The 20,527-nt window shown below is 62.7% G+C and carries 18 protein-coding genes; 7 read left to right on the plus strand and 11 right to left on the minus strand.

All coding sequences use genetic code 11. The annotated features are described in order from the left end of the window. The 5 genes from BSY16_RS12630 to BSY16_RS12650 all read right to left on the minus strand — a co-directional run bounded on the left by BSY16_RS12630 (window position 1) and on the right by BSY16_RS12650 (window position 5,528). Window positions 1–1,005 carry an ABC transporter permease gene (locus BSY16_RS12630; RefSeq protein WP_069059988.1) on the minus strand — a complete coding sequence of 335 codons (1,005 nt, stop codon included), beginning with the start codon at window positions 1,003–1,005 and terminating at the stop codon, window positions 1–3. Further along, window positions 998–1,981, minus strand: coding sequence for an ABC transporter permease (locus BSY16_RS12635; protein WP_069059989.1), 984 nt, complete (start codon window positions 1,979–1,981; stop codon window positions 998–1,000). The genes BSY16_RS12630 and BSY16_RS12635 overlap by 8 nt, the downstream gene beginning before the upstream one ends. Continuing rightward, on the minus strand, window positions 1,978–3,474 hold the full coding sequence (locus BSY16_RS12640; RefSeq protein ID WP_069059990.1) for a sugar ABC transporter ATP-binding protein: 1,497 nt from the start codon (window positions 3,472–3,474) through the stop codon (window positions 1,978–1,980). The genes BSY16_RS12635 and BSY16_RS12640 overlap by 4 nt, the downstream gene beginning before the upstream one ends. 219 nt (window positions 3,475–3,693) lie before the next feature. Next, the gene (rhaS, locus tag BSY16_RS12645; RefSeq protein WP_069059991.1) at window positions 3,694–4,680 is read right to left on the minus strand and encodes a rhamnose ABC transporter substrate-binding protein; all 987 of its coding nucleotides are present in this window, start codon (window positions 4,678–4,680) and stop codon (window positions 3,694–3,696) included. A 35-nt stretch (window positions 4,681–4,715) separates the two neighbouring features. Then, the gene (locus BSY16_RS12650; RefSeq protein ID WP_069059992.1) at window positions 4,716–5,528 is read right to left on the minus strand and encodes a DeoR/GlpR family DNA-binding transcription regulator; all 813 of its coding nucleotides are present in this window, start codon (window positions 5,526–5,528) and stop codon (window positions 4,716–4,718) included. A 221-nt stretch (window positions 5,529–5,749) separates the two neighbouring features. On the opposite strand from BSY16_RS12650, the gene BSY16_RS12655 reads away from it, so the two are divergent. The 3 genes from BSY16_RS12655 to BSY16_RS12665 all read left to right on the plus strand — a co-directional run bounded on the left by BSY16_RS12655 (window position 5,750) and on the right by BSY16_RS12665 (window position 9,492). Then, entirely contained in the window at window positions 5,750–7,843 is a 2,094-nt protein-coding gene (locus BSY16_RS12655; protein WP_069061520.1) for a bifunctional rhamnulose-1-phosphate aldolase/short-chain dehydrogenase, read from the plus strand. A gap of 17 nt (window positions 7,844–7,860) precedes the next feature. Continuing rightward, window positions 7,861–9,144, plus strand: a complete 1,284-nt coding sequence (rhaI, locus tag BSY16_RS12660; protein WP_069059993.1) for an L-rhamnose catabolism isomerase — start codon at window positions 7,861–7,863, stop codon at window positions 9,142–9,144. A 93-nt stretch (window positions 9,145–9,237) separates the two neighbouring features. Next, a complete protein-coding gene (locus BSY16_RS12665; protein ID WP_069059994.1) occupies window positions 9,238–9,492 on the plus strand; it encodes a GlsB/YeaQ/YmgE family stress response membrane protein in 255 nt (84 codons plus the stop codon). 53 nt (window positions 9,493–9,545) lie between these two features. Here the strand turns inward: BSY16_RS12665 and BSY16_RS12670 are convergent, their stop codons facing one another. Both BSY16_RS12670 and BSY16_RS12675 read right to left on the minus strand, forming a co-directional pair. Then, on the minus strand, window positions 9,546–10,577 hold the full coding sequence (locus tag BSY16_RS12670; RefSeq protein ID WP_069059995.1) for a hydroxyacid dehydrogenase: 1,032 nt from the start codon (window positions 10,575–10,577) through the stop codon (window positions 9,546–9,548). A gap of 58 nt (window positions 10,578–10,635) precedes the next feature. Further along, on the minus strand, window positions 10,636–10,914 hold the full coding sequence (locus BSY16_RS12675; protein ID WP_069059996.1) for a hypothetical protein: 279 nt from the start codon (window positions 10,912–10,914) through the stop codon (window positions 10,636–10,638). Window positions 10,915–11,024: 110 nt separating this feature from the next. Between BSY16_RS12675 and BSY16_RS12680 the strand changes: the two genes are divergently transcribed. Genes BSY16_RS12680 through BSY16_RS12690 form a run of 3 tightly spaced genes read left to right on the plus strand, consistent with a single transcriptional unit; the run spans window position 11,025 to window position 13,832 of the window. Further along, the gene (locus BSY16_RS12680; RefSeq protein WP_069061521.1) at window positions 11,025–11,651 is read left to right on the plus strand and encodes a ribonuclease D; all 627 of its coding nucleotides are present in this window, start codon (window positions 11,025–11,027) and stop codon (window positions 11,649–11,651) included. 8 nt (window positions 11,652–11,659) lie between these two features. Next, window positions 11,660–12,532: a DUF817 domain-containing protein gene (locus BSY16_RS12685; RefSeq protein ID WP_150129952.1), complete on the plus strand. Its 873-nt coding sequence runs from the start codon at window positions 11,660–11,662 to the stop codon at window positions 12,530–12,532. Between the two features lie 49 nt (window positions 12,533–12,581). Then, complete coding sequence (locus BSY16_RS12690) at window positions 12,582–13,832, plus strand: hypothetical protein (protein ID WP_083242902.1); 1,251 nt, start codon at window positions 12,582–12,584, stop codon at window positions 13,830–13,832. A 3-nt stretch (window positions 13,833–13,835) separates the two neighbouring features. Here BSY16_RS12690 and BSY16_RS12695 read toward each other — a convergent pair whose 3' ends face one another. Continuing rightward, window positions 13,836–14,171: a DUF6665 family protein gene (locus tag BSY16_RS12695; RefSeq protein WP_069059997.1), complete on the minus strand. Its 336-nt coding sequence runs from the start codon at window positions 14,169–14,171 to the stop codon at window positions 13,836–13,838. 57 nt (window positions 14,172–14,228) lie between these two features. Then, window positions 14,229–15,611: a nicotinate phosphoribosyltransferase gene (locus tag BSY16_RS12700; protein ID WP_069059998.1), complete on the minus strand. Its 1,383-nt coding sequence runs from the start codon at window positions 15,609–15,611 to the stop codon at window positions 14,229–14,231. Between the two features lie 324 nt (window positions 15,612–15,935). Between BSY16_RS12700 and BSY16_RS12705 the strand changes: the two genes are divergently transcribed. Then, window positions 15,936–17,966, plus strand: a complete 2,031-nt coding sequence (locus BSY16_RS12705) for a hypothetical protein (RefSeq protein WP_069059999.1) — start codon at window positions 15,936–15,938, stop codon at window positions 17,964–17,966. A gap of 80 nt (window positions 17,967–18,046) precedes the next feature. Here BSY16_RS12705 and rpsA read toward each other — a convergent pair whose 3' ends face one another. Next, on the minus strand, window positions 18,047–19,753 hold the full coding sequence (rpsA, locus tag BSY16_RS12710; protein ID WP_069060000.1) for a 30S ribosomal protein S1: 1,707 nt from the start codon (window positions 19,751–19,753) through the stop codon (window positions 18,047–18,049). Window positions 19,754–19,867: 114 nt separating this feature from the next. After that, the gene (gene cmk / locus BSY16_RS12715; protein WP_069060001.1) at window positions 19,868–20,497 is read right to left on the minus strand and encodes a (d)CMP kinase; all 630 of its coding nucleotides are present in this window, start codon (window positions 20,495–20,497) and stop codon (window positions 19,868–19,870) included. Between the last annotated feature and the right edge of the window lie 30 nt (window positions 20,498–20,527).

Here is a 20,527-nt window from a genome sequence, read left to right on the forward strand (position 1 = left end):
TCAATGGCTCCTGCGGCCGCGGAAGCGCCGATAGAGGATCGGCAGCGCGATGACGGAGATCAAGAGCAGGCCGATGAAGATCGACATGACGATGCCCGGCACGTTCAAGAGGCCGAAGCCGAAGGTCACCATGCCCATGATGAGCGCCGCAAGAACGACGCCCGGAATGGTGCCCGAGCCGCCGAGGATGTTGACGCCGCCGAGCACGACCATCGTCACCACTTCCAGCTCCCAGCCCATGGCGATGGAGGGGCGCGTCGAGCCGAGGCGCGCAGTCAGGCAGATCGAGGCGATCGCGGCCATCAGGCCGGTCAAAAGAAAGAGCACGAACTTGACGCGCCCGACCCGCACACCGGAAAACAGCGCTGCCGTCTGGTTGTTGCCGATCGCATAAACTGTCCGGCCAAAACTCGTCCTGTGCAGCACGACGCCGTAGATGACCGCGAGCACGACGAAGAGGCAGAGTTCGAAGGAAAAGACCCACCAGACATAGCCCTGGCCGAACCAGGAGAAGCTTTCAGGATAGCCGGTAAACGCCTTGTCGCCGAGGATGACGAAGGAGAGGCCGCGGAACAGGCTCATCGTGCCGATGGTGACGACGATGGACGGCAGGCCGAGACCGGTGACGAGCAGGCCATTGAACGCGCCGCAGAGCAGGCCGGTGGCAAGGCCGACCATAACCAGCGCCGGCGTATCGAAGCCGAGTTGCACGGCGTAGCCCATCGCGGTGGAGGTGAGCGCGATGATCGAGGCGACGGAGAGGTCGATCTCGCCGGAAATGATGACGAGCGCCATGGCGAAGGCGATCATCGCCTTTTCGGTGAAGTTGAAGGTCGCGTCCGACAGGTTCCAAGGATCAAGGAAATAGGGCGAGGCCAAGGAGTTGACGAGAAAGATCGCCAGCGCCACGGCGACCAGCAGCGTCTCCCAGCTCTTTACCAGCCGCGCGCCACGGCCTTCCAGCCGGTCGGGGATGTGGCGCGCAACCATCTGGGTCTCAGCCATGGACCGCCTCCGCCTTCCTGAGAATGACCCGGCCCTTGCGCTTTTCAGCACGCGCATTCACGGCGACGGCGATGATGATGACCATGCCGGAGATTGCCATCTGGGCGAAGGGCGAGATGTTGATGACGGGGAGCGCGTTCTTGATGACGCCGAGGAACAGCGCGCCCAGCAGCGCGCCCCCGACCGAGCCTATGCCGCCGGCAATCGAGATACCACCTATGACGCAGGCCGCGATGATATCGAGTTCGAAGCCGGCTGCGATATCGACATAGGCGACCGCATAACGCGAGACCCAGAGATAGCCGGAAAGGCCGGCCAGCGTGCCGGACAGGCAATAGGCGAAGAAACGCGTGCGGCCGACGTCGATGCCGGTATAGACCGCCGCATGCGGATTGCCGCCGACCGCAAAGAAGGCGCGGCCGAGCGGCGTGCGGCGCATCACCACGACCATGATGCCGATGATGACGAGCGACAGCCAGGAGAGCAGCGGGAAGCCGAGCACGGCTGCGCGTGGTAGCGCCTTGAACGCATCGCTCATCTGGTGTGCATTGATCCAGGCGCCACCGGACAGCAGGAAGATCAGGCCGCGATAGATGGTGAGCGTGCCGAGCGTGACGACGATCGGCGGAATGTCGAGCTTCCAGACGAGCAGGCCATTGATCGAGCCGAGTATGGCGCCAAGCGCCATGGCGGTCAGGATGACGAGCGGGATCGGCAGGCCGGGCATCGCCGCATTGATCATCGCCGCGACCATGCCCGACAGCGCGAGGTTCGCGGCCATGGAGAGATCGATGCAGCGCGTCAGGATGACGGCCATCTGGCCGAGTGCCAGGATGATCAGGATCGACGTGTCATTATAGACATTGGCGAGATTGCCGGGCGTGACGAAGGGCGGAAAGCGGAGGGCGATCAGCGCCACAAGGGCGGCGATCGCTACGACCAGCAGCATTTCGCGGTTCTTGAGCAATAGTTTCATGCGGCCTCCTGAATGCCGGCGGCGGCGCGCACGAGTTTTTCGGCCGTCAGCTCCGCGCGCTCGAAGCGGCCGGCGATGCGGCCCTCGCGCATGACGATGACCCGGTCGGCCATACCCATGATTTCCGGGATTTCGGAGGAGACCATGATGACGCTGAGGCCCGAGGCGGCAAGCTCGCTCATGAAGGCGTGCACGGCGGCCTTGGATCCGATGTCGATGCCCTTGGTCGGCTCGTCGAGGATGATGACTTTTGGGCGCGTCGCCAGCCACTTGGCGATCACCACCTTCTGCTGGTTGCCGCCCGAGAGTGTACCGACATCCTGATCGAGCGAGGCGGCGCGCAGATCGAGGCGGGCGGTGTATTCCCGTGCCAAGGCGAACTCCTCCGCCATGCGAAGGAAACCGGCGCGCGAGGTGCGCGTGAGCGAGGGCAGCGTGACGTTCTGGAAGATCGGCAGGCCGATGATCGCGCCCTGCCGGCCGCGCTCCTCCGGCACGTAGACGATGCCAGCTTCGATGGCTTCCGCCGGCGAGCGGATGACCTTGATCTCACCGTCGAGCCTGATCGCTCCGGCAGAGGGTTTGGTAATGCCGATCAGCGACTGCATGAATTCCGACCGACCGGCACCGACGAGGCCGTAAAAGCCCAGGATTTCGCCGCGGCGCAGTTCGAAATTGATGTCCTCGAATTCCGTCGGGTGGCGATAGCCGGAGACCGTCAGCACCGGTTCGCCGATCGCAACCTCCTGCTTGGGAAACACCTGGCCAACATCGCGGCCGACCATCAGGCGCACGAGATCGTCCTGAGTCGTCTCGCCGATCAGCCCCTCGCCCACCATGCGCCCGTCGCGAAAAACGGTGTAGCGGTCGGCGATCCGAAAAATCTCGTCGAACTTGTGGCTGATGAACAGGATCGCCTTGCCATCCGCCTTCAGCCGGTCGACCAGTTCGTAGAGCTCGTGGATTTCCTTGTGCGACAGCGCCGCCGTCGGCTCGTCCATGATGACGACGCGGGCGTCGATGGAAAGCGCGCGGGCGATGGCGACGAGGTGCTTGTTGGCGATGCCGAGATCACGCAGGCGGATCGACGGATCGAGATCCGCACCGACGCGCGACAGCAGCGCACGCGCATTCGCGTTCATCCTTTTCCAGTCGATGAGGCCGAGGCCGGTGCGTGGGGCGTGCCCCAAAAAAATGTTTTCGGCGACCGACAGCTCGTCGAACAGCACGGTCTCCTGATGGATGGCGGTGACACCGGCCTTGGCGGCGGACGTGGCGGTCGGAAAACGCGTCTCTACGCCATCGACGCGGATTTCCCCCTCATCCGGCTGATAGATGCCAGTGAGGATCTTGACGAGCGTTGACTTGCCGGCACCGTTCTCGCCGACGAGCGCGGTCACAGAACCTGGATAGAGCGCGAGCGAGACCTCGGCGAGCGCGCGCACGCCGGGAAAGGATTTCGAGATCCCCTCAAGTGCGATGGCGGGCTTCATCCGCGATGTGGTCGTGTCCTGCAGCAAGTCTCGGTCCACCGGTTGGGTTTATTGTGCTCGATAGCGAGCAATGCGGGCTGGGCTGCCCCTCACCCTAGCCCTCTCCCCGCAAGCGGGGAGAGGGGGATGAAGCGCTGCGGCAAGTTTCCTTCTCCCCGTTCACGGGGAGAAGGTGGCCGGCAGGCCGTATGAGGGGCAGTCTCCCTTCAGACCGCCAGATCAGAAGATCTTGGCGAACTCTTCGACGTTCTTGGCATCGTAGATGAACGGATCGGCCATGGCGCCTTCGTTCTTGTCGTCGAGCTTGACGGTGCCCATGCGGCCCATCTTCAGTTCCGCGCCAGGCTTGGCTTCCGCGCCGCCGATCAGGTCGTAGGCGATCATCGTCGCCGAGTAGCCGAGGTCGATCGGGTTCCAGATCGCGAAGGATTTTGACGCGCCCGACTTCACATGGCCGGCCATTTCGGACGGCAGGCCGAGGCCGGTGACGTTGATCTGGCCGACCTTGCCGGCGTCGGTGACGGCCTGGGCTGCGGCGACGATGCCGACGGAGGTTGGCGCGATGATCGCCTTCAGGTTCGGATGCGACTGGATGAGGCCCTGCGTCTCACGGTAGGACTTATCGGCAAGATCGTCGCCGTAGACGGTCGCGACCACGTTGATGCCCTTGTAGTTCGGCAGCACCTTGGTCATTTCCTCGATCCAGACGTTCTGGTTGGTCGAGGTGGCCGTCGCCGAGAGAACCGCGACATCGCCGCCATCAGGCAGGTTGTCGGCGGCAAGCTTGATGATCATGTTGCCGATCAAGGGGTTCGACGACGGGTTGAGGTGCATCGAGCGGCCTTCCGGCGCGACGCCCGAATCCCAGGAGATGACCTTGATGCCGCGGTCCATGGCCTTCTTGAGGGCCGGTACAAGGGCATTCGTGTCGTTGGCCGAAACGGCGATGGCATCGACCTTCTGGGCGATCAGCGAATTGATCACTTCGATCTGGCCTTCGGCGGTCGTCGTGGTCGGGCCGGTATAGATGACTTCGACGTCGCCGAGTTCCTTGGCGGCTTCCTGCGCGCCCTTGTTGGCGGCTTCGAAGAAGCCGATGCCGAGCGCCTTGACGACGAGGGCGATCTTCTTGGTTTCCGCCTGTGCGGTTGCCATCATCGCGACCGAGACGGCCGCGGTCACAAGCAATGTCTTCAGAATTTTCACGACGTTTCCTCCCAGTGAAAATCAACCCTCCGGCGTCATGCCGAGGAGGGTGCAGTCTGCGTTCTGGCGTCGGTCTGAACGTTTGCAACGATCAGGTTGACGCCGGCCTCCTCCAGCATCGCGGCATCCCTGTCCTCGATGCCCGAATCCGTGATGACGGTTGCGATGCGCTTCAGCCCGCAGAGAATGAGGCTGGAGCGCTTCTTGAATTTTGTGGAATCGATCAGCACGACGAGCTCGTCCGCCTGGTCGATCAGCTTCTGTTCCGCCTGGATGAGCAGCGGATCGGCCTCCATCAGGCCGAGCGGCCCGAGGCCCTGCGCGCCCATGAACATGCGGCGCGCATAGAAATTGCGCGTCACGTCATTGTCGAAGGGGCTGAGCACGATGTTCTGCTCGCGGTAGATCGTGCCGCCGGAGAGCATGATCGTGTTCTTCGAATGCTTCAGCAGGTGTTCGGCGATGTTGAACGAGTTGGTGAAGACCTGCATGCGGCGGTTGGTCAGGAAATGCACCATCTGGAATGTCGTCGTGCCGCCATTGATGATGATCGGGTCACCATCCTCGCAGAGCCCGACCGCCTCCTTGGCGATCGCCTGCTTCTGGCGGGTGTTCAGCGTCTCGTTCACCGTGAAGGGCCGGCCGGCAAGGCCGACGAACTGCGGCGGATGCAGCGCCTCGGCGCCGCCACGCACCCGGCGCAGCTTCTTCTGCACGTGAAGTGCTGCGATGTCGCGGCGGATCGTCGCCTCGGAACTGTCGGTCAGGTCCACTAGCTCAGGCACGGTGATGACCGGCTTTTCCTGAACCGCGGACAGAATGATCCGATGTCTTTCCTTCTCGTGCATGGCTCCTCCAGTGCTTGCAATGCTTCCATCACGATCGCGCAATGTCAATCACAATCAATCATATTTTTTCATTGTGCAGCGCAGTATGATTGTTTTTGATCGTTTATGATTGACATCGGCGAAACTCTCATGTGATCTGAAAGCATGCCTTCAAGCGCGGCGATAGCCTTGCGAATGAGAACCATCGCCTTGCGCATGAGAAACACCGGGAGGAAATGCCGATGCTGGAGAAGAACCAGGGCGCACGCCTTGCAGACCTGTGGGATGACGCCAAGGCGTCGACGATGAGCGAATCCGAGCGGCTGCTCTATCGCTCCAACCTGCTCGGCTCCGACAAGCGCATCACCAACTACGGCGGCGGCAACACCTCGGCGAAGGCCATCGAGACGGACCCGCTCGGCGCGGGCGCGGTGGAAGTCCTCTGGGTCAAGGGCTCGGGTGGCGATGTCGGCACGATCAAGATGGACGGCTTCGCCACCCTCTACATGGAGAAGCTGAATGCGCTGAAGGGCCTCTATCGCGGCCTGGAGCATGAGGACGAGATGGTGGGCTACCTTCCCCACTGCACCTTCAATCTCAACCCGCGCGCCGCCTCGATCGACACGCCGCTGCACGCCTATGTGCCGAAGAAGCATGTCGACCACATGCACCCGGACGCGATCATCGCCATTGCCGCCGCGAAGAACAGCCGCGAGCTGACGCAACAGATTTTCGGCGAGGATATCGGCTGGCTGCCCTGGAAGCGGCCGGGCTTTGAACTCGGTCTGTGGCTTGAAAAATTCTGCCTGGAAAACCCCAATGCCCGCGGCCTCGTGCTGGAGAGCCATGGACTCTTCACCTGGGGCGATACGGCGAAGGAATGCTACGAAACGACCGTTGAGATCATCAACAAGGCAATCTGCTGGTTCGAGGACAACAACAATGCGCCAGTCTTCGGCGGCGCGGTAAAGCCGGTTCTACCTGCCTCCGAGCGTCGCGCGGTCGCCGAAAAGCTGATGCCGGTCATTCGCGGCATGATCAGCCTCGATGAAAAGAAGGTCGGCCATTTCGACGACGGTGAAGCCGTGCTGGACTTCGTGACATCGAAGAACCTGGCGCCGCTCGCAGCCCTGGGCACGAGCTGCCCGGACCACTTTTTGCGCACAAAAATCCGCCCGCTGGTCGTGGATTTCGACCCTGCCAACCCAGATATCGACAAGACGCTCGCAGGCCTTGCCGATGCGGTGGCGGCCTACCGCGCCGACTATGCGGCCTATTATGAACGCTGCAAGCGGGACAACAGTCCCGGCATGCGCGACCCCAATGCCGTCGTGTATCTGGTGCCGGGCGTCGGCATGATCACGTTTGCCAAGGACAAGGCGACGGCGCGCATTTCCAGCGAATTCTATGTCAACGCCATCAATGTCATGCGCGGCGCTTCCGGCGTCTCGGACTATGTCGGCCTGCCGGAGCAGGAAGCCTTCGACATCGAGTACTGGCTGCTGGAGGAGGCGAAGCTTCAGCGCATGCCGAAACCGAAGAGCCTTGCCGGCCGCATCGCGCTCGTCACCGGCGGTGCCGGCGGTATCGGCAAGGCCACCGCCAACCGCCTGATGGCCGAGGGTGCCTGCGTGGTGCTGGCCGATATCGACGAGACGGCGCTTGCAGCGGCTCAAAGCGAACTGGCAAGCCGCTATGGCAAGGATGTCGTGCGCTCGGTCGCCATGAACGTCACCGACGAGGCGCTGGTGGCAAAGAGCTTTGCCGATACGCTCGTCGAGTTCGGCGGCCTCGATATCCTCGTCTCCAATGCCGGCCTCGCTTCCTCCGCCGTCATCGAGGAGACGACGCTGGAGCTGTGGAACAAGAACATCGGCATTCTCGCGACCGGCTATTTCCTCGTGGCGCGCGAAGCCTTCCGCATCTTCCGCCGGCAGAAGGCCGGCGGCAACGTCGTCTTCGTAGCCTCCAAGAATGGCCTTGCCGCCTCCCCCGGCGCATCCGCCTATTGCACGGCGAAGGCCGCCGAAATCCATCTTGCCCGCTGCCTGGCCCTCGAAGGCGCATCCGAGCAGATCCGCGTCAACGTGGTGAACCCGGATGCGGTGTTGCGCGGCTCGAAGATCTGGACCGGCGAGTGGAAGGAACAGCGCGCCGCGACCTACAAAACCGACGATCTTGAAGCGCACTACCGCGAGCGTTCCATGCTGAAGCTCTCGGTCTTCCCGGAGGATATCGCCGAGGCGATCTATTTCCTTGCCTCCGACATGTCGGCCAAATCGACCGGCAACATCGTCAATGTCGACGCGGGCAATGCCCAGTCCTTCACGCGCTGAGGAATTTTGTCGTGACGATGATTTCCAAGGACGTGATTGCGCGCGAGAACGACAGGCGTCTCGCCGACCTGAAGAGCGACTATGAGCATCTCGGCGCGCAGCTTGCCCGTCGCGGCGTCGATATCGATGCGGTGAAGAAGAAGGTCGCGGCCTACGCGGTCGCCGTGCCGTCCTGGGGTGTCGGCACCGGTGGCACGCGCTTTGCCCGCTTCCCCGGCGAGGGCGAACCGCGCAACATTTTTGACAAGCTGGAGGACTGCGCGGTCATCCAGGAACTGACCCGCGCCACACCGACCGTTTCCCTGCATATCCCGTGGGACAAGGTCACGGATCTCAAGGAGCTGAAGGAACGGGGCAATGCGCTGGGCCTCGGCTTCGACGCGATGAACTCCAACACCTTCTCCGATGCTCCGCAGCAGGAGCATTCCTACAAATACGGCTCGCTGTCGCACGCCAACGCCGCAACGCGCCAGCAGGCCGTCGAGCACAATCTGGAATGTATCGCCATCGGCAATGCGCTGGGCTCCAAGGCACTGACGGTGTGGATCGGCGACGGCACGAACTTTCCGGGCCAGGCCAACTTCACCAAGAGCTTCGAGCGCTATCTCAATGCGATGAAGGCCATCTATAAAGAACTGCCGGACGACTGGCGGCTGTTCACCGAACACAAGATGTACGAGCCGGCCTTCTATTCGACGGTCGTGCAGGACTGGGGCAGCAATTACCTGATCGCTCAGGAGCTCGGCCCCAAGGCCTATTGCCTCGTCGATCTCGGTCATCACGCGCCGAACGTCAATATCGAGATGATCGTCGCCCGGCTCATCCAGTTCAAGAAACTCGGCGGCTTCCATTTCAACGATTCGAAATATGGCGACGACGATCTCGATACGGGTTCGATCGATCCCTACCGGCTCTTCCTCGTCTTCAACGAGCTGGTCGATGCCGAAGTGCGAAAAGCCGAGGGCTTTTCGCCCTCCCATATGCTGGACCAGAGCCACAACGTTACCGACCCGATCGAAAGCCTGATGCGCAGTGCCATGGAAGTGTGCCGCGCCTATGCGCAGGGGCTGATCGTCGATCGTGTGGCCCTTGCCGGCTACCAGGACGGCAACGATGCGCTGATGGCCTCCGAAACGCTGAAGGCCGGCTTCCGCACCGATGTCGAGCCGATCCTTGCCATGGCGCGGCTGGGCGCGGGCGGCGCGATCGATCCGGTCGCGACCTATCGGTCGGCAGGTTACCGGGCGAAGGTGACAAGCGAGCGGCCGGCGGTTGCGAGTGGCGGCGGCGGCATCGTCTGAGCGGCTGAAGAGAAGTTTTCAGCGCCCCTTGCTTTCCTGAGAACGGCTGCCAGATTCAGCAGAGACAGATGGAACTGTCAAAGGGAGCATAGTATGGGCATTGAAAGCATTCTCGTTTTCCTCATCGTCGGCGCCATTGCCGGCTGGCTTGCGGGCCTGATCGTCTCGGGCTTCGGCTTCGGCCTCGTCGGCAACATCGTCGTCGGCATCGTCGGCGCCTTCATCGCCGGTTTCCTGTTTCCAAGGCTCGGCTTCTCGATCGGCGGCGGCATCCTTGCCGCCATCATTCACGCAACGATCGGCGCAGTGATCCTGCTCGTGCTCATCAAGGTCATCAAACGCGCCTGACCACCATCAAGAATCGAAAAGGCCGTGGCTGTTTCCCGCCACGGCCTTTTCTTTCAGTTGACGCTGACCGGTTTCGATCGCATGCGTGACACCGTCTCGCGCTCAGCGCGCTTGCAGCGCATCGGCGGCAGGCCGCGGTCCATCAGCGCCATGTCTTCCAGCACCATGTCCCCCATCTTCTTGAACGCACTGTCAAGCGCACCGGCGCGATGCGCCGAGCGCACGAAGCCTTTGAGCTTGCGCACCGGATGGTCGAGCGGCAGCGGTTCCAGCGGATAGACGTCGCTTGCCCCAACGATATGGCCGGATTCGACAGCCGCCATCAGCGCCGGGAAATCAACCACATCCGCCCGGCTGAGCAGGATGAAGGCAGCGCCCTTGCGCATCGAGGCGAAAGCCTCTGCGCCAAGAAAGCCCTTGTTCTCGCTCGTCACTGACGCAACGACGAAGACGAAATCGCTCATCGCCAGCACTTCCGAGAGCGACGCCGGTTCGACGCCCGCCTCGCGCAGCATGGACGGCGGCAGCCAGGGATCGAAGACACGGATTTTTGCACGGAAGCCGGAGAGCAGGCGGTTCAGCGCGCGGCCGAGATCACCGAAGCCGACGATGCCGATCTCGGAACCGGACAACAGGCGGGCGGATTGATTACCCTCTCCGCCCCACAGCTCCTGTCCTTCGCGGAAGGCGACATCCGCGTCGATCACGCCGCGCGCCAGGTTCAGCGCCATGGCAAGGCCGAGTTCGGCAACCGGCTCGGCAAAAACCTGCCCCGTCGTCACGACATGGATGCCGCGCTCGAACAGGACCTCGTAGGGCATATTGTTGAGGAGGTTGCTTTCGACATTGAGGATCGACCGCAGCTTCGGCATGCGCGCCAGCGTTTCTGCCGAAAGCGGCGGCTGGCCGAGAATGTAGCGCGCCTCCGCCAGGACATCGTCACCGAGCCCTGCAACGTTTTCCGCATCAGCCTCGACGATCCGGTAGGTCCTGCGCAGCTCGGCCTCCGCCGCCGGCGTGAAGATGAGGTCCAGCGTACGCGGCTCGGGCGCGCTGATCACCAGCGGCAAGGTATCGTCGGTCATGGCTCCTCCGGATGGACAGTCTCGATGGTATGGGCAAAGCGAAGGGGCGGCCTGTGTCTTACCAGTCGAGACCGCGCAAACTTCGCTCGCGTGACAATGGCTGGCCTCTGCCGGTGATCGTCACGCCGCCACGTACGCAATCATAGACGGTGTGTCCCCATATCTGCCTGGAACTGTTTTCCGGCGGAGGAACATAGCGCGGCTCGCATGTCACACGATCTTCGGCCTCATGCTCTTCCGTCGTCACGACACCCGGCAGGTCGTGAAAAACCTGCGCCTGGGCGGTCGGGACGATCGTCAGCATGGCAAGGGCGGCAAGGGTCAATCGTATCGTCATCATCTCTTCCGGCCGGCGGCCGATCCTTCGCAATCCACAAAGAGGTACCGCAGGGCAAAAACTTGCGCTATAGGCCTGCGGATATTCGTGCTGCTTAGATGGGGTTTTTCATGGCAAGTGCAATCCGGTATCACGAAGGTGACATCTCGGCGGCCGATGCGGCCCGCTATACCGGCGCGATCGCCATCGACACCGAGACGCTCGGCCTGATCCCGCGCCGCGACCGGCTGTGCGTGGTGCAGCTTTCGCCGGGCAACGGCACGGCGGATGTCATCCGCATCGCTGCCGGCCAGAAGGAAGCGCCGAACCTCGTCGCCATGCTGGAAGACCCGAGCCGCCAGAAGATTTTTCACTACGGCCGCTTCGATATCGCCGTGCTGTTCCATACCTTCGGCGTCACCACCACGCCGGTCTTCTGCACCAAGATCGCGTCGCGCCTGACGCGTACCTACACCGACCGGCACGGTCTGAAGGACAATCTCAAGGAAATGCTCGAAGTCGACATTTCCAAACATCAGCAGTCCTCCGACTGGGCGGCCGAAACGCTGTCGCCGGCGCAGCTCGATTATGCCGCGTCCGACGTGCTCCACCTCCACGCGCTGCGCGACAAGCTCAATGCCCGCCTCGTGCGCGATGGCCGGCTTGCCCATGCGGATGCCTGCTTCGCCTTCCTGCCGACCCGCGCCAAGCTCGATCTGCTCGGCTGGGACGAGACCGACATTTTCGCACATAGCTGAGCCAGTCCGTGGAAAACGGACAGCAGCACCAGACCGGGCCGGCGCTGGAACCGCTGCGACGGCTGATCCGCGGCCGGCTTGCGGCCCTCCCGCCCGGGCTTGCCGAGTTCATCCTGTTCGGCCTGAAGCAAGCCTGGGCCTGCCTGTTCGGCGCCCTCATGCTCGGGCTGATCATCCTGACGAAACTCGTCTGGCAGCCCGATTGGCCGATCCATCGCTACGACGCCCTCTTCCTGATGGCACTCGCCATCCAGGTCACCTTCCTCAAGCTGAGGATGGAGAGCCTGGAAGAGGCGAAGGTCATCCTGATCTATCATCTCGTCGGCACGGCCATGGAGATCTTCAAGGTCCATATGGGCTCCTGGGTCTATCCGGAGGACGCTGTCTTCCGCATTGGCGGCGTGCCGCTGTTTTCCGGTTTCATGTATGCCTCGGTCGGCAGCTACATGGCGCGTGCCATCCGCATCTTCGACATGCGCTTCACGCACTATCCGTCCTTCTGGATGACAGCGCTGCTGGCAATCGCCATCTACGTCAATTTCTACATGCACCACTTCATCATCGATATCCGCATGGTGCTGTTTGCGGCGACGGTGCTGCTGTTCTGGCGGGTGCGTATCTATTATACGGTGGAGGCGAAGCCGCGCTGGATGCCGCTCGTCGTCGCGGCCTTCCTCACCAGCATCTTCCTCTGGATCGCGGAAAACATCGGTACGGCGACGGGTGTGTGGCTCTATCCGGGGCAAAAGACCTGGCACATGGTGCCCTTCACCAAGCTCGGATCGTGGTATCTCCTGCTCTATGTCAGCTTCGTGCTGGTGACGGTCGTCTGCCGGCCGCAGCCGCCGGATACCCCCGAAATCCGACGGGCACAGGATTAACGCCTGGTTAATAGACCCGTCCTATCCTCCGATGAGACCGGAGGTTGCCATGTTGACACCCCTGCAGAGCGCGCAATCCACTGCCGCCGTATCGGCGATGCAGTCGATCGTCGAGACACTGGAGGAACGCCAGCGCAAGGAAGCGGAGAAGGCGAGCGGGCGCAAGCCCGACGAAATCCGAGAGCAGACCCATCTGCGCTCGGACGACACGGCACGCCAGGCGAACGCCCGTATCAACGAACATTTCTTCGGCAGCAATGCCGGAGCCGAAGACACGCTTGCCAAGCTGGTGTCCCGTTTCAGTGATGCACTCGGCCTCACCCAGCAGGATGGTGAATCCAGCCGGCAATTCGCCCAGCGCCTTGCCGACCAGTTGACGCTCATCGACGGCATCGCACTTCCCGCCAAGGGAAGCACGCTCAACGTCACCCTCGGCTCGCTCGGCACGACACTAACTGCCGTCAAGCAGGCGATGAGCGGCCCCTCCGACGATGCGACGGCAAACCTCGTCGCACGCCTCGCGCTGACCGCCGACGTGACGCAGGGCGAAGACGAGACGGACGCCGACTTCGAACAGCGCCTCTCCGGCATGCTGACGCGCCAGCGCGGCGAGTTGCCTGCCGATATCGCGACGCTTGAAAAGAAGACCGGCCTCTCCGAGCTCGGCCTCGCAGCGAGCGACCTCGTTGCCGCGATCCGCAATCCCTACGGCACCGAAGCCGAGCGGGTGAAGGAAGCGCTGGCCGAGAAGGCGCATGATGAAAAGGCGCTGACGCCCGAGATGCAGAAGGTGCTTGCCCGTCTGGAAGACGCGGCGAACCCGAAATCGATCGAGGAACTGAAGCTCGACCGCACCCGGCGGGACCCGACCCGCGTCGAGGATGCGGAGACGCGCAAAGAGCGCGAAGACACGATCCGCAAGCTGGAAGCCGGCAAGAAGCTCGAGGATGTACAGGAGCTTCAGGACGCTGTCGGCGAAGCCCACGAAGACGCGAGCGCCGGCAAGACGAAAGACAAGAAAGCCGCCGATCCGTCCGCCGCTGCGCTCGATACCATTCAGTTGCTCGCGGCAGGCGCGGAAGCCACCGATATTACCGACAAAGCGCCTGCGAAAACCAACGACAATCTGTTCACGGGCAAGGAAGCCGCGGCCGAAACCACCGGCGAGGCGATCCGCAACCTTGATGCGGCAAGCACCCGAGAACTGGAAGAGCGGGAAGAGGCGAAGAAAGAAGTCTTTGCACTGCGGGTCGACGACAACGGCATCTACGATCTGATCACGCGCCAGCTCGTCGCCTGACGCCTACGCCTTCCGCCGCACGATACCGAGCCTTGCAATCACCTCGGGCGGAATGCCGTAGCGGCGGACGGCGTCCTTCTGGCTGCGCAGGCCGCACATTTCCCGCTGGATGAAGAAGGCCCAGACCTTGTCGGCCGCGTCGTTCAGCAGGTCTTCGCGTTCGCCATTGCCGCATCCCGCGGCAAGGCGTTCACTGAGCAGCGCCAGCGCCTTCTCGACCTTCAGCCCGTGCCGGCCGAGCGCATCGGCCCGCTCGGACATCAACTCGTATTCGAGGATATTGAGCCCTGTATCCTTGGTGAAGGAGGGGGCAAGGGCCTGTGGCGGGCGAACCGTCATCTCTCGTCTCCAGTCAACGAGCGAAAGATGGCGCGGACCGCGTGCTGTTGCAAGAGGTCAGACGGCGCGGGCACGGATCTCGTCGAAGGTCCAGTCGCGCAGCAGCTGGCCGTCGCGCCAGACCGGTTGAAGCAGGTTCTCGCGGCCCACCAGCTGGTCGCTGCGGACGGCTTCCAGACCGCCGGCGCCTGCTACTACGGCCTGTCGGCCACCCTTCGAGGCCTTGAGGTTCATGGTCGCCGGGCGCTTGAACACGTCATGCCAGGCGCCCTGCGTGTCCTGCCGCGCATTGGCCTTCATGGCGAAGGAATAGGTGTCGCGATTGACCTTCTGCAAAAGCCCCGCGCCCATGCCGAAGGCGATGTTCTCCGCCGAGAAGCCGAAAGCCTCCAGCCGACCGAGGATGAGACCGATATCGCCCGGCGAAATGCCGTCGCCCTGGATGACGCGCACGCTGTTGTCCAGCACCTTGTAACCCTTGGCATTGAGGTGCGTGCCAAAGGCATAGGCGAGCTGGCGCACGACCTGCACCGGCGTCTCCACCGGGTCGCCGCTATCCGGCCGGACGACGAGCGTGCCGCCGGCAGACTGCACCCGGTCCTTGAGCTGCTTGCCCCAGATTTCCGTGACGGCATTGTTAATGTCGTAGCTGTCCGACACGACGGCATAGAGCCCCTTGGCGCCGAACTTGTCGATCATGTTGCCATAGGCATCCGCTTCATGCTCCTGGCCCCAGGAGGTCATTGTCGAGTGCTCCGATGCCGGGATCGAAAACCCAGCCATGTCCGCACCGTAGTAGCGGCGTGCAAAGAGCACCGCGCTCACCGTATCCGTGCCCATGAAATTGACGAGATGGGCCACGCCACCGATGCCCGCCTGCTCGAAGCTCGTGGTTCCACGCGCGCCAAAATCGTGCAGGCGGAAAGGCAAGACGGCGGCAGGGTCGTCGCAGGTCTTGTCGAGGATCGGCTGGATGATCTGCTTCACCTTGCGCGAGTTCGAGGCGACCGTGCTCGGATACCAGATGGCGCGCAGAAGCGAGGTCTCGATATAGGAGGTCAGCCAGTAGCAGTCGGGATCTGTGTTGACGACCTGCGCAACCGGTACGCCACGGCGCACCAACGTGCCCTCCGGCAGCGCCTCGATGGAGAGCGGCAGGAAGCCACCATGTTTGTTGACGATATGCGTCCAGCCCGCGCGGTTGAACGGCAGGCCGTGCGCCGTCACGATCGCTTCGGCCTCGTCCACATCCGCTTCCGTCACCGGTTTCGAGAGATATTCCTTGAGGAACATCTGGAGGCCAAAGAACAGCACTTCCGCCTGCTCGGAATGGCCGCGTGCCTCGACATAGGAGGAGATGGCGCGAGTTTCCGGCGGGTATTGCAGGTAGTGGCTGAACTTGTAGCTGTCGGTGTTGAGGATGAAGTTGGTGAGGTTCATCGAGGGATCTCCGCCGCATCCGCGGCCCGCATGTATCGGCGGTTAACAGTGTGGGGAAGATTTACGCGAGGTGAGCATAAGGGGCAAGCCCCTGTAAAAGAGGTGAAATCTTGCTGTCGTTGCTGCACATGCGAAGGTTTTTCGCCCGTATTAGAATTTCGTTAACCATAAAATGCCATTTGTAAGGGTCAGTAGATGTTCGGAGTCCAGGGTTCCTCCCGTCCGGTACAGTTAAGCGGTTCAGTGCTTGCCGGGTTGCCCGCCGCCTCCGCGTAAAATGCCCGGTTCGTCCGGGCCGAATGCTCACCCTTCGCAGCGTCGCGCATGATGCGCCATCCGACGGACGATGGAACATTGGCAGGCCTGGCGATGCGGGAACGCATCGGCGATGGAGAACAGGAGGCAGGCATGCTGCCGCGCGTGGCAACAACGACCGGGACTTCGCAGCCCTCCCCCGCCCTTCCGGCGGGCGGCTCGGTCGATGCGACCGCCAGGCCGCAGCTCTCCGCCGCCGCACTCGCCAATCTTCGGGCGGACGTGCTGCTCCGGCTCATCGAAACCATGCTCAAGCATCTGCCGCCGGGCGCGGAGGCAACCCCCAGCCGTGACCTGCTCGAGACATTGCTTGTTGCGCTGAAGAGCCTGCCGGGCCGCGAGGGCGAGAATGGCCGCAAGCTTGCCGATATTCTCGCCAAGCTTCCGCCGGAACTTCGCCCGAGCGTGGAAAAGCTGATCAGCACCGTGCTCTCCTCCATGCCCACGCGTAGTCTGATCGAAATCATTCGCAACCCGAACGGGCCGGAGGCGCAGAAACTCGCCACCCTGATCGCGACCAGCCTTTCGCTTCCTGACGGTGGCGACTTTCATGGCGGAGGTGCGGAACATCCGCAGAAACCGCTCGGCCTGACGCTCCAGCAGCTCGCCATTCTCGACCGCCAGGGCAGCAACCCGCTCTCCGCCATTCCGGCGCGTGTGCTTGCCGAGGCCCTGCGCAATCCAAGCGGGCCGGAAGCTCAAAAGCTTGCCAGTCTTATCGCAACGGGCCTTCCGATCGCCGACGAAGGTGGGGCAGAGCACCAGCAGAAGCCGATTGGCCTTGCCAATCAGCAGCTTGGCATCATCGGCCGCCAGGGCAATCTGCTCTCTGCCATTCCGGCGCGCGTGCTCGCTGAGATCCTGCGCAATCCGAGCGGGCCGGAAGCGCAAAAACTGGCCGCTCTCCTTGCGAACGTCGATCTCGACCAGGGCGACAACAGCTTTCATCCCGCCGGCGCGGAGCGCAAACCACTCGGCCTGACCGCCCAGCAACTTATCGCCATCGGCCGCCAAGGCACGCAGCAGGCAGGGCAATCCGGGGATGCCCGTGCGCTGCAAGCGGCACTGAAAAGCATCTTCGATGCCGACGGCAGCAGCAAGCCACGCGCCGTGGTGGCACGCGCGGCCGAGACCGTTGCCGGCCGGCTGAATCCCGCCTTGGTAAACCGCTTGCCCGCCGAAACAAATGTGGCAGCCCGGACGGAACTGCATCCGCCGCTGCCCAGCGCCAAACGCGGCGACCAGCAGCCCGTGGAAGCCGTAGCAGGGGTCGTCCGCCACGGTGACCATGCGGAAGAACCTGAAACCACGACACCGGCCGCAAAGCGGGAAGAACCGCCCGCAAAGACACAGACCGCCAACGCAACGGGACAGGCACTGGCCCGCAGCGTGCTGCAAGCCGTGGCACGCGATGTGCCGCCCGCCCTGCTGATGCAGGCAGTGGCTCATCTGGTCGAAAACCTCTCACCCGAGGAAGCAAGCTTTCTTCGGGCGCTGCTGGAGCGACCGATCGATGCGATGGTTGAGCCGGAAACCGAACGCGCCGAGACCGGCCACCCGGAGGAGAGCGTACAGCAGGCCATCGAGACCGAAACGGCGGCCGAAGGCAGCAAGGCAAAGCCTGAAACCGCCCTCTCCTCGCCACGGCAGGTTACAGAGCAGGACGAGGTACTGCCGATGCCGGCTCGCTCAGCCGCCCAATCGGCAACGGTGGTTGACGTGACGCCGGACAGGTTGCTCGCGGCAGCGATGCCGCGTGACGGAATACCGCTTGCCTTCGTTCCCTACCTGCCTGCCGAGGAAGACCTCGAATGGTCGGAGAACAGGAATACGGAAGACGACGAGGCTGCCGATGAAGACGCGGCAGACAGTGAAGCCGGGGGCGACGACACAGCGCAACAGGACGCGGAAGCGGACGCCTCCGATGACGAGCCTGAAAGCGCCGACATGGCCCGCAAGCGCGAGAAGACGGCGGAGATGGTCGGCGTGATCGAGCCCGGCCTCGTCTTCTACCAGAAGCTTGGCGACTACTGGGCCTGAGCGCCCCCCAAAAATCCGGCAACGAAAAAGCCCGCGGAGATCGCTCTCCGCGGGCTTCTTATTGGTCAGGTAAGCAAGGCTTACTCGGCGTTGTTGCGGTTCTTCAGAGCCGCGCCGAGGATGTCGCCGAGCGAAGCGCCGCTATCGGACGAACCGAACTGTGCGACGGCTTCCTTCTCTTCAGCGATTTCCAGAGCCTTGATCGAAAGCTGGATCTTGCGATCCTTCTTCGAGAAGTTCAGGACGCGGGCGTCAACGGTCTGGCCGACCGAGAAACGCTCCGGACGCTGTTCGTCACGGTCACGCGACAGGTCGTTGCGGCGGATGAACGACGTGAGGTCTTCGTGGTTGACGAGCTTCACTTCGATGCCGCCATCGTTGATCGCGATGACTTCAGCCGAAACGACGGCATTCTTGCGCAGGTCGCCGGACGTGGCGGCATCGCCGACCGAGTCCTTGCCAAGCTGCTTGATGCCGAGCGAGATACGCTCCTTGTCGACGTCCACATCCAGAACGACAGCCTTGACGACGTCGCCCTTGTTGAACTCTTCGATGACCTGCTCGCCCGGACGGTTCCAGTCGAGGTCCGACAGGTGCACCATGCCGTCGACGTCGCCGTCGAGGCCGATGAACAGGCCGAATTCGGTCTTGTTCTTGACTTCGCCTTCAACTTCCGTGCCAGCCGGGTGGCTATGCGCGAATGCCTGCCACGGGTTCTCGAGGGTCTGCTTGAGACCGAGCGAGATGCGGCGCTTCGTCGGGTCGACTTCGAGAACGACCACGTCAACTTCCTGGCTGGTGGACAGGATCTTGCCGGGGTGAACGTTCTTCTTGGTCCAGGACATTTCGGAGATGTGGATCAGGCCTTCGATGCCCGGCTCCAGCTCGACGAACGCACCGTAGTCGGTGATGTTCGTAACCGTACCGGAAATCTTCTTGCCGGTCGGGTACTTGGTGCCGATGCCATCCCACGGATCCGACTCGAGCTGCTTCATGCCGAGCGAGATACGGTGGGTTTCCTGGTTGATGCGGATGATCTGAACCTTGACCTGCTGGCCAATGGACAGGATTTCCGACGGGTGGTTGACGCGGCGCCAGGCCATGTCGGTGACGTGCAGCAGGCCGTCGATGCCGCCGAGGTCAACGAACGCACCGTAATCGGTGATGTTCTTGACGACGCCGTCAACAACCTGACCTTCTTCGAGGTTCTGAACGATTTCAGAACGCTGCTCGGCGCGCGACTCTTCAAGAACCGTACGGCGCGAAACAACGATGTTGCCGCGACGCTTGTCCATCTTGAGGATTTCGAAGGGCTGCGGGTTGTGCATGAGCGGCGTGACGTCGCGGATCGGACGGATGTCGACCTGCGAACGCGGCAGGAAGGCAACGGCGCCGTCGAGATCGACGGTGAAGCCACCCTTGACCTGGTTGAAGATGACGCCTTCAACGCGCTCGCCGGCTTCGAACTTGACTTCGAGCTTGGCCCAGCTCTCTTCGCGGCGAGCCTTTTCGCGCGACAGAACAGCTTCGCCCAGCGCGTTTTCGATGCGCTCGACATAGACTTCGACTTCGTCGCCGACCTTCAGCGTGCCGTCCTTGGACTTGGCACCGAATTCCTTCAGCGGTACGCGGCCTTCAACCTTGAGGCCGACGTCGATGATGGCGACGTCCTTTTCGATGGCTGTAACGATACCCTTGGCAACATAGCCTTCGGCGAGATCGTTGGTGGCAAAAGATTCCTGCAGCAGGGCTGCGAAATCTTCGCGCGTGGGGTTTGCTTGAGACATGAAAACTCCTGGTGTGCCTCTCGGGCACAGGCGCCGGGGGTTAGCGTTGATGATAAACAAAACTTTGTCCGCTGCCTCAAGGGCAGCTAATCCGGCGCGGGGACAGGCCTCGTTCTATTGCTTAAGCGCGGCGTCGATGAACGACTTTGCCGCCGAAAACGCCGCCTCTATACTCATTTCCGAGGTATCAAGCAAGTGCGCATCGTCGGCGGGCTTCAGCGGGCTGTCCGCCCGGCCCATGTCGCGCTCGTCACGGCGGCGGATATCGTCGAGGATCGTCTCGAAATCGGCCACCCCACCGCCGGCGAGGATCTCGTCGTAACGACGCTTCGCGCGCACCTCAGGCGAGGCCGTAACGTAGAGTTTTACCGGCGCATCCGGGCAAACCACCGTGCCGATATCGCGCCCATCGAGCACCGTTCCGGGCTCGCGCGCCGCAAAATTCCGCTGCGCCTCGACCAAAGCCCGGCGCACGGAGGGCATGACGGCAATCTTGGACGCCGCCTCGCCGATGGCATGCGCGGACAGCACCGAGCGGTCGAGCCCGCCGAGATCGAGATTGCGCGCCACATCGGCGGCGACAGTCTCGTCGTCAAGCGGCAGGCCGCGGTCCAGCAATGCCTTCGCCGTTGCCCGGTAGGTCAGACCCGTATCGAGATGATGAAAGCCGTAGTCTTCCGCAATGCGGCGCGACAGCGTCCCCTTGCCGGCAGCAGCAGGACCGTCGATGGCAATCGTCTTCATGTCGCACCCATGCGTCAAATGCTTTTCATC

Origin of the sequence: Sinorhizobium sp. RAC02 (assembly GCF_001713395.1) — a bacterium.
In the GTDB taxonomy this organism is placed as follows: Bacteria; Pseudomonadota; Alphaproteobacteria; order Rhizobiales; family Rhizobiaceae; genus Shinella.

Excerpts from the sequence above, each read along its gene's own strand:
- BSY16_RS12630 (WP_069059988.1), bottom strand. The coding sequence starts at position 1,005 with ATGGCTGAGACCCAGATGGTTGCGCGCCACATCCCCGACCGGCTGGAA.
- BSY16_RS12635 (WP_069059989.1), bottom strand. The coding sequence starts at position 1,981 with ATGAAACTATTGCTCAAGAACCGCGAAATGCTGCTGGTCGTAGCGATC.
- BSY16_RS12640 (WP_069059990.1), bottom strand. The coding sequence starts at position 3,474 with ATGAAGCCCGCCATCGCACTTGAGGGGATCTCGAAATCCTTTCCCGGC.
- BSY16_RS12650 (WP_069059992.1), bottom strand. The coding sequence starts at position 5,528 with ATGCACGAGAAGGAAAGACATCGGATCATTCTGTCCGCGGTTCAGGAA.
- BSY16_RS12655 (WP_069061520.1), top strand. The coding sequence starts at position 5,750 with ATGCTGGAGAAGAACCAGGGCGCACGCCTTGCAGACCTGTGGGATGAC.
- rhaI (WP_069059993.1), top strand. The coding sequence starts at position 7,861 with ATGATTTCCAAGGACGTGATTGCGCGCGAGAACGACAGGCGTCTCGCC.
- BSY16_RS12665 (WP_069059994.1), top strand. The coding sequence starts at position 9,238 with ATGGGCATTGAAAGCATTCTCGTTTTCCTCATCGTCGGCGCCATTGCC.
- BSY16_RS12670 (WP_069059995.1), bottom strand. The coding sequence starts at position 10,577 with ATGACCGACGATACCTTGCCGCTGGTGATCAGCGCGCCCGAGCCGCGT.
- BSY16_RS12675 (WP_069059996.1), bottom strand. The coding sequence starts at position 10,914 with ATGACGATACGATTGACCCTTGCCGCCCTTGCCATGCTGACGATCGTC.
- BSY16_RS12680 (WP_069061521.1), top strand. The coding sequence starts at position 11,025 with ATGGCAAGTGCAATCCGGTATCACGAAGGTGACATCTCGGCGGCCGAT.
- BSY16_RS12690 (WP_083242902.1), top strand. The coding sequence starts at position 12,582 with ATGTTGACACCCCTGCAGAGCGCGCAATCCACTGCCGCCGTATCGGCG.
- BSY16_RS12695 (WP_069059997.1), bottom strand. The coding sequence starts at position 14,171 with ATGACGGTTCGCCCGCCACAGGCCCTTGCCCCCTCCTTCACCAAGGAT.
- BSY16_RS12700 (WP_069059998.1), bottom strand. The coding sequence starts at position 15,611 with ATGAACCTCACCAACTTCATCCTCAACACCGACAGCTACAAGTTCAGC.
- BSY16_RS12705 (WP_069059999.1), top strand. The coding sequence starts at position 15,936 with ATGATGCGCCATCCGACGGACGATGGAACATTGGCAGGCCTGGCGATG.
- rpsA (WP_069060000.1), bottom strand. The coding sequence starts at position 19,753 with ATGTCTCAAGCAAACCCCACGCGCGAAGATTTCGCAGCCCTGCTGCAG.
- cmk (WP_069060001.1), bottom strand. The coding sequence starts at position 20,497 with ATGAAGACGATTGCCATCGACGGTCCTGCTGCTGCCGGCAAGGGGACG.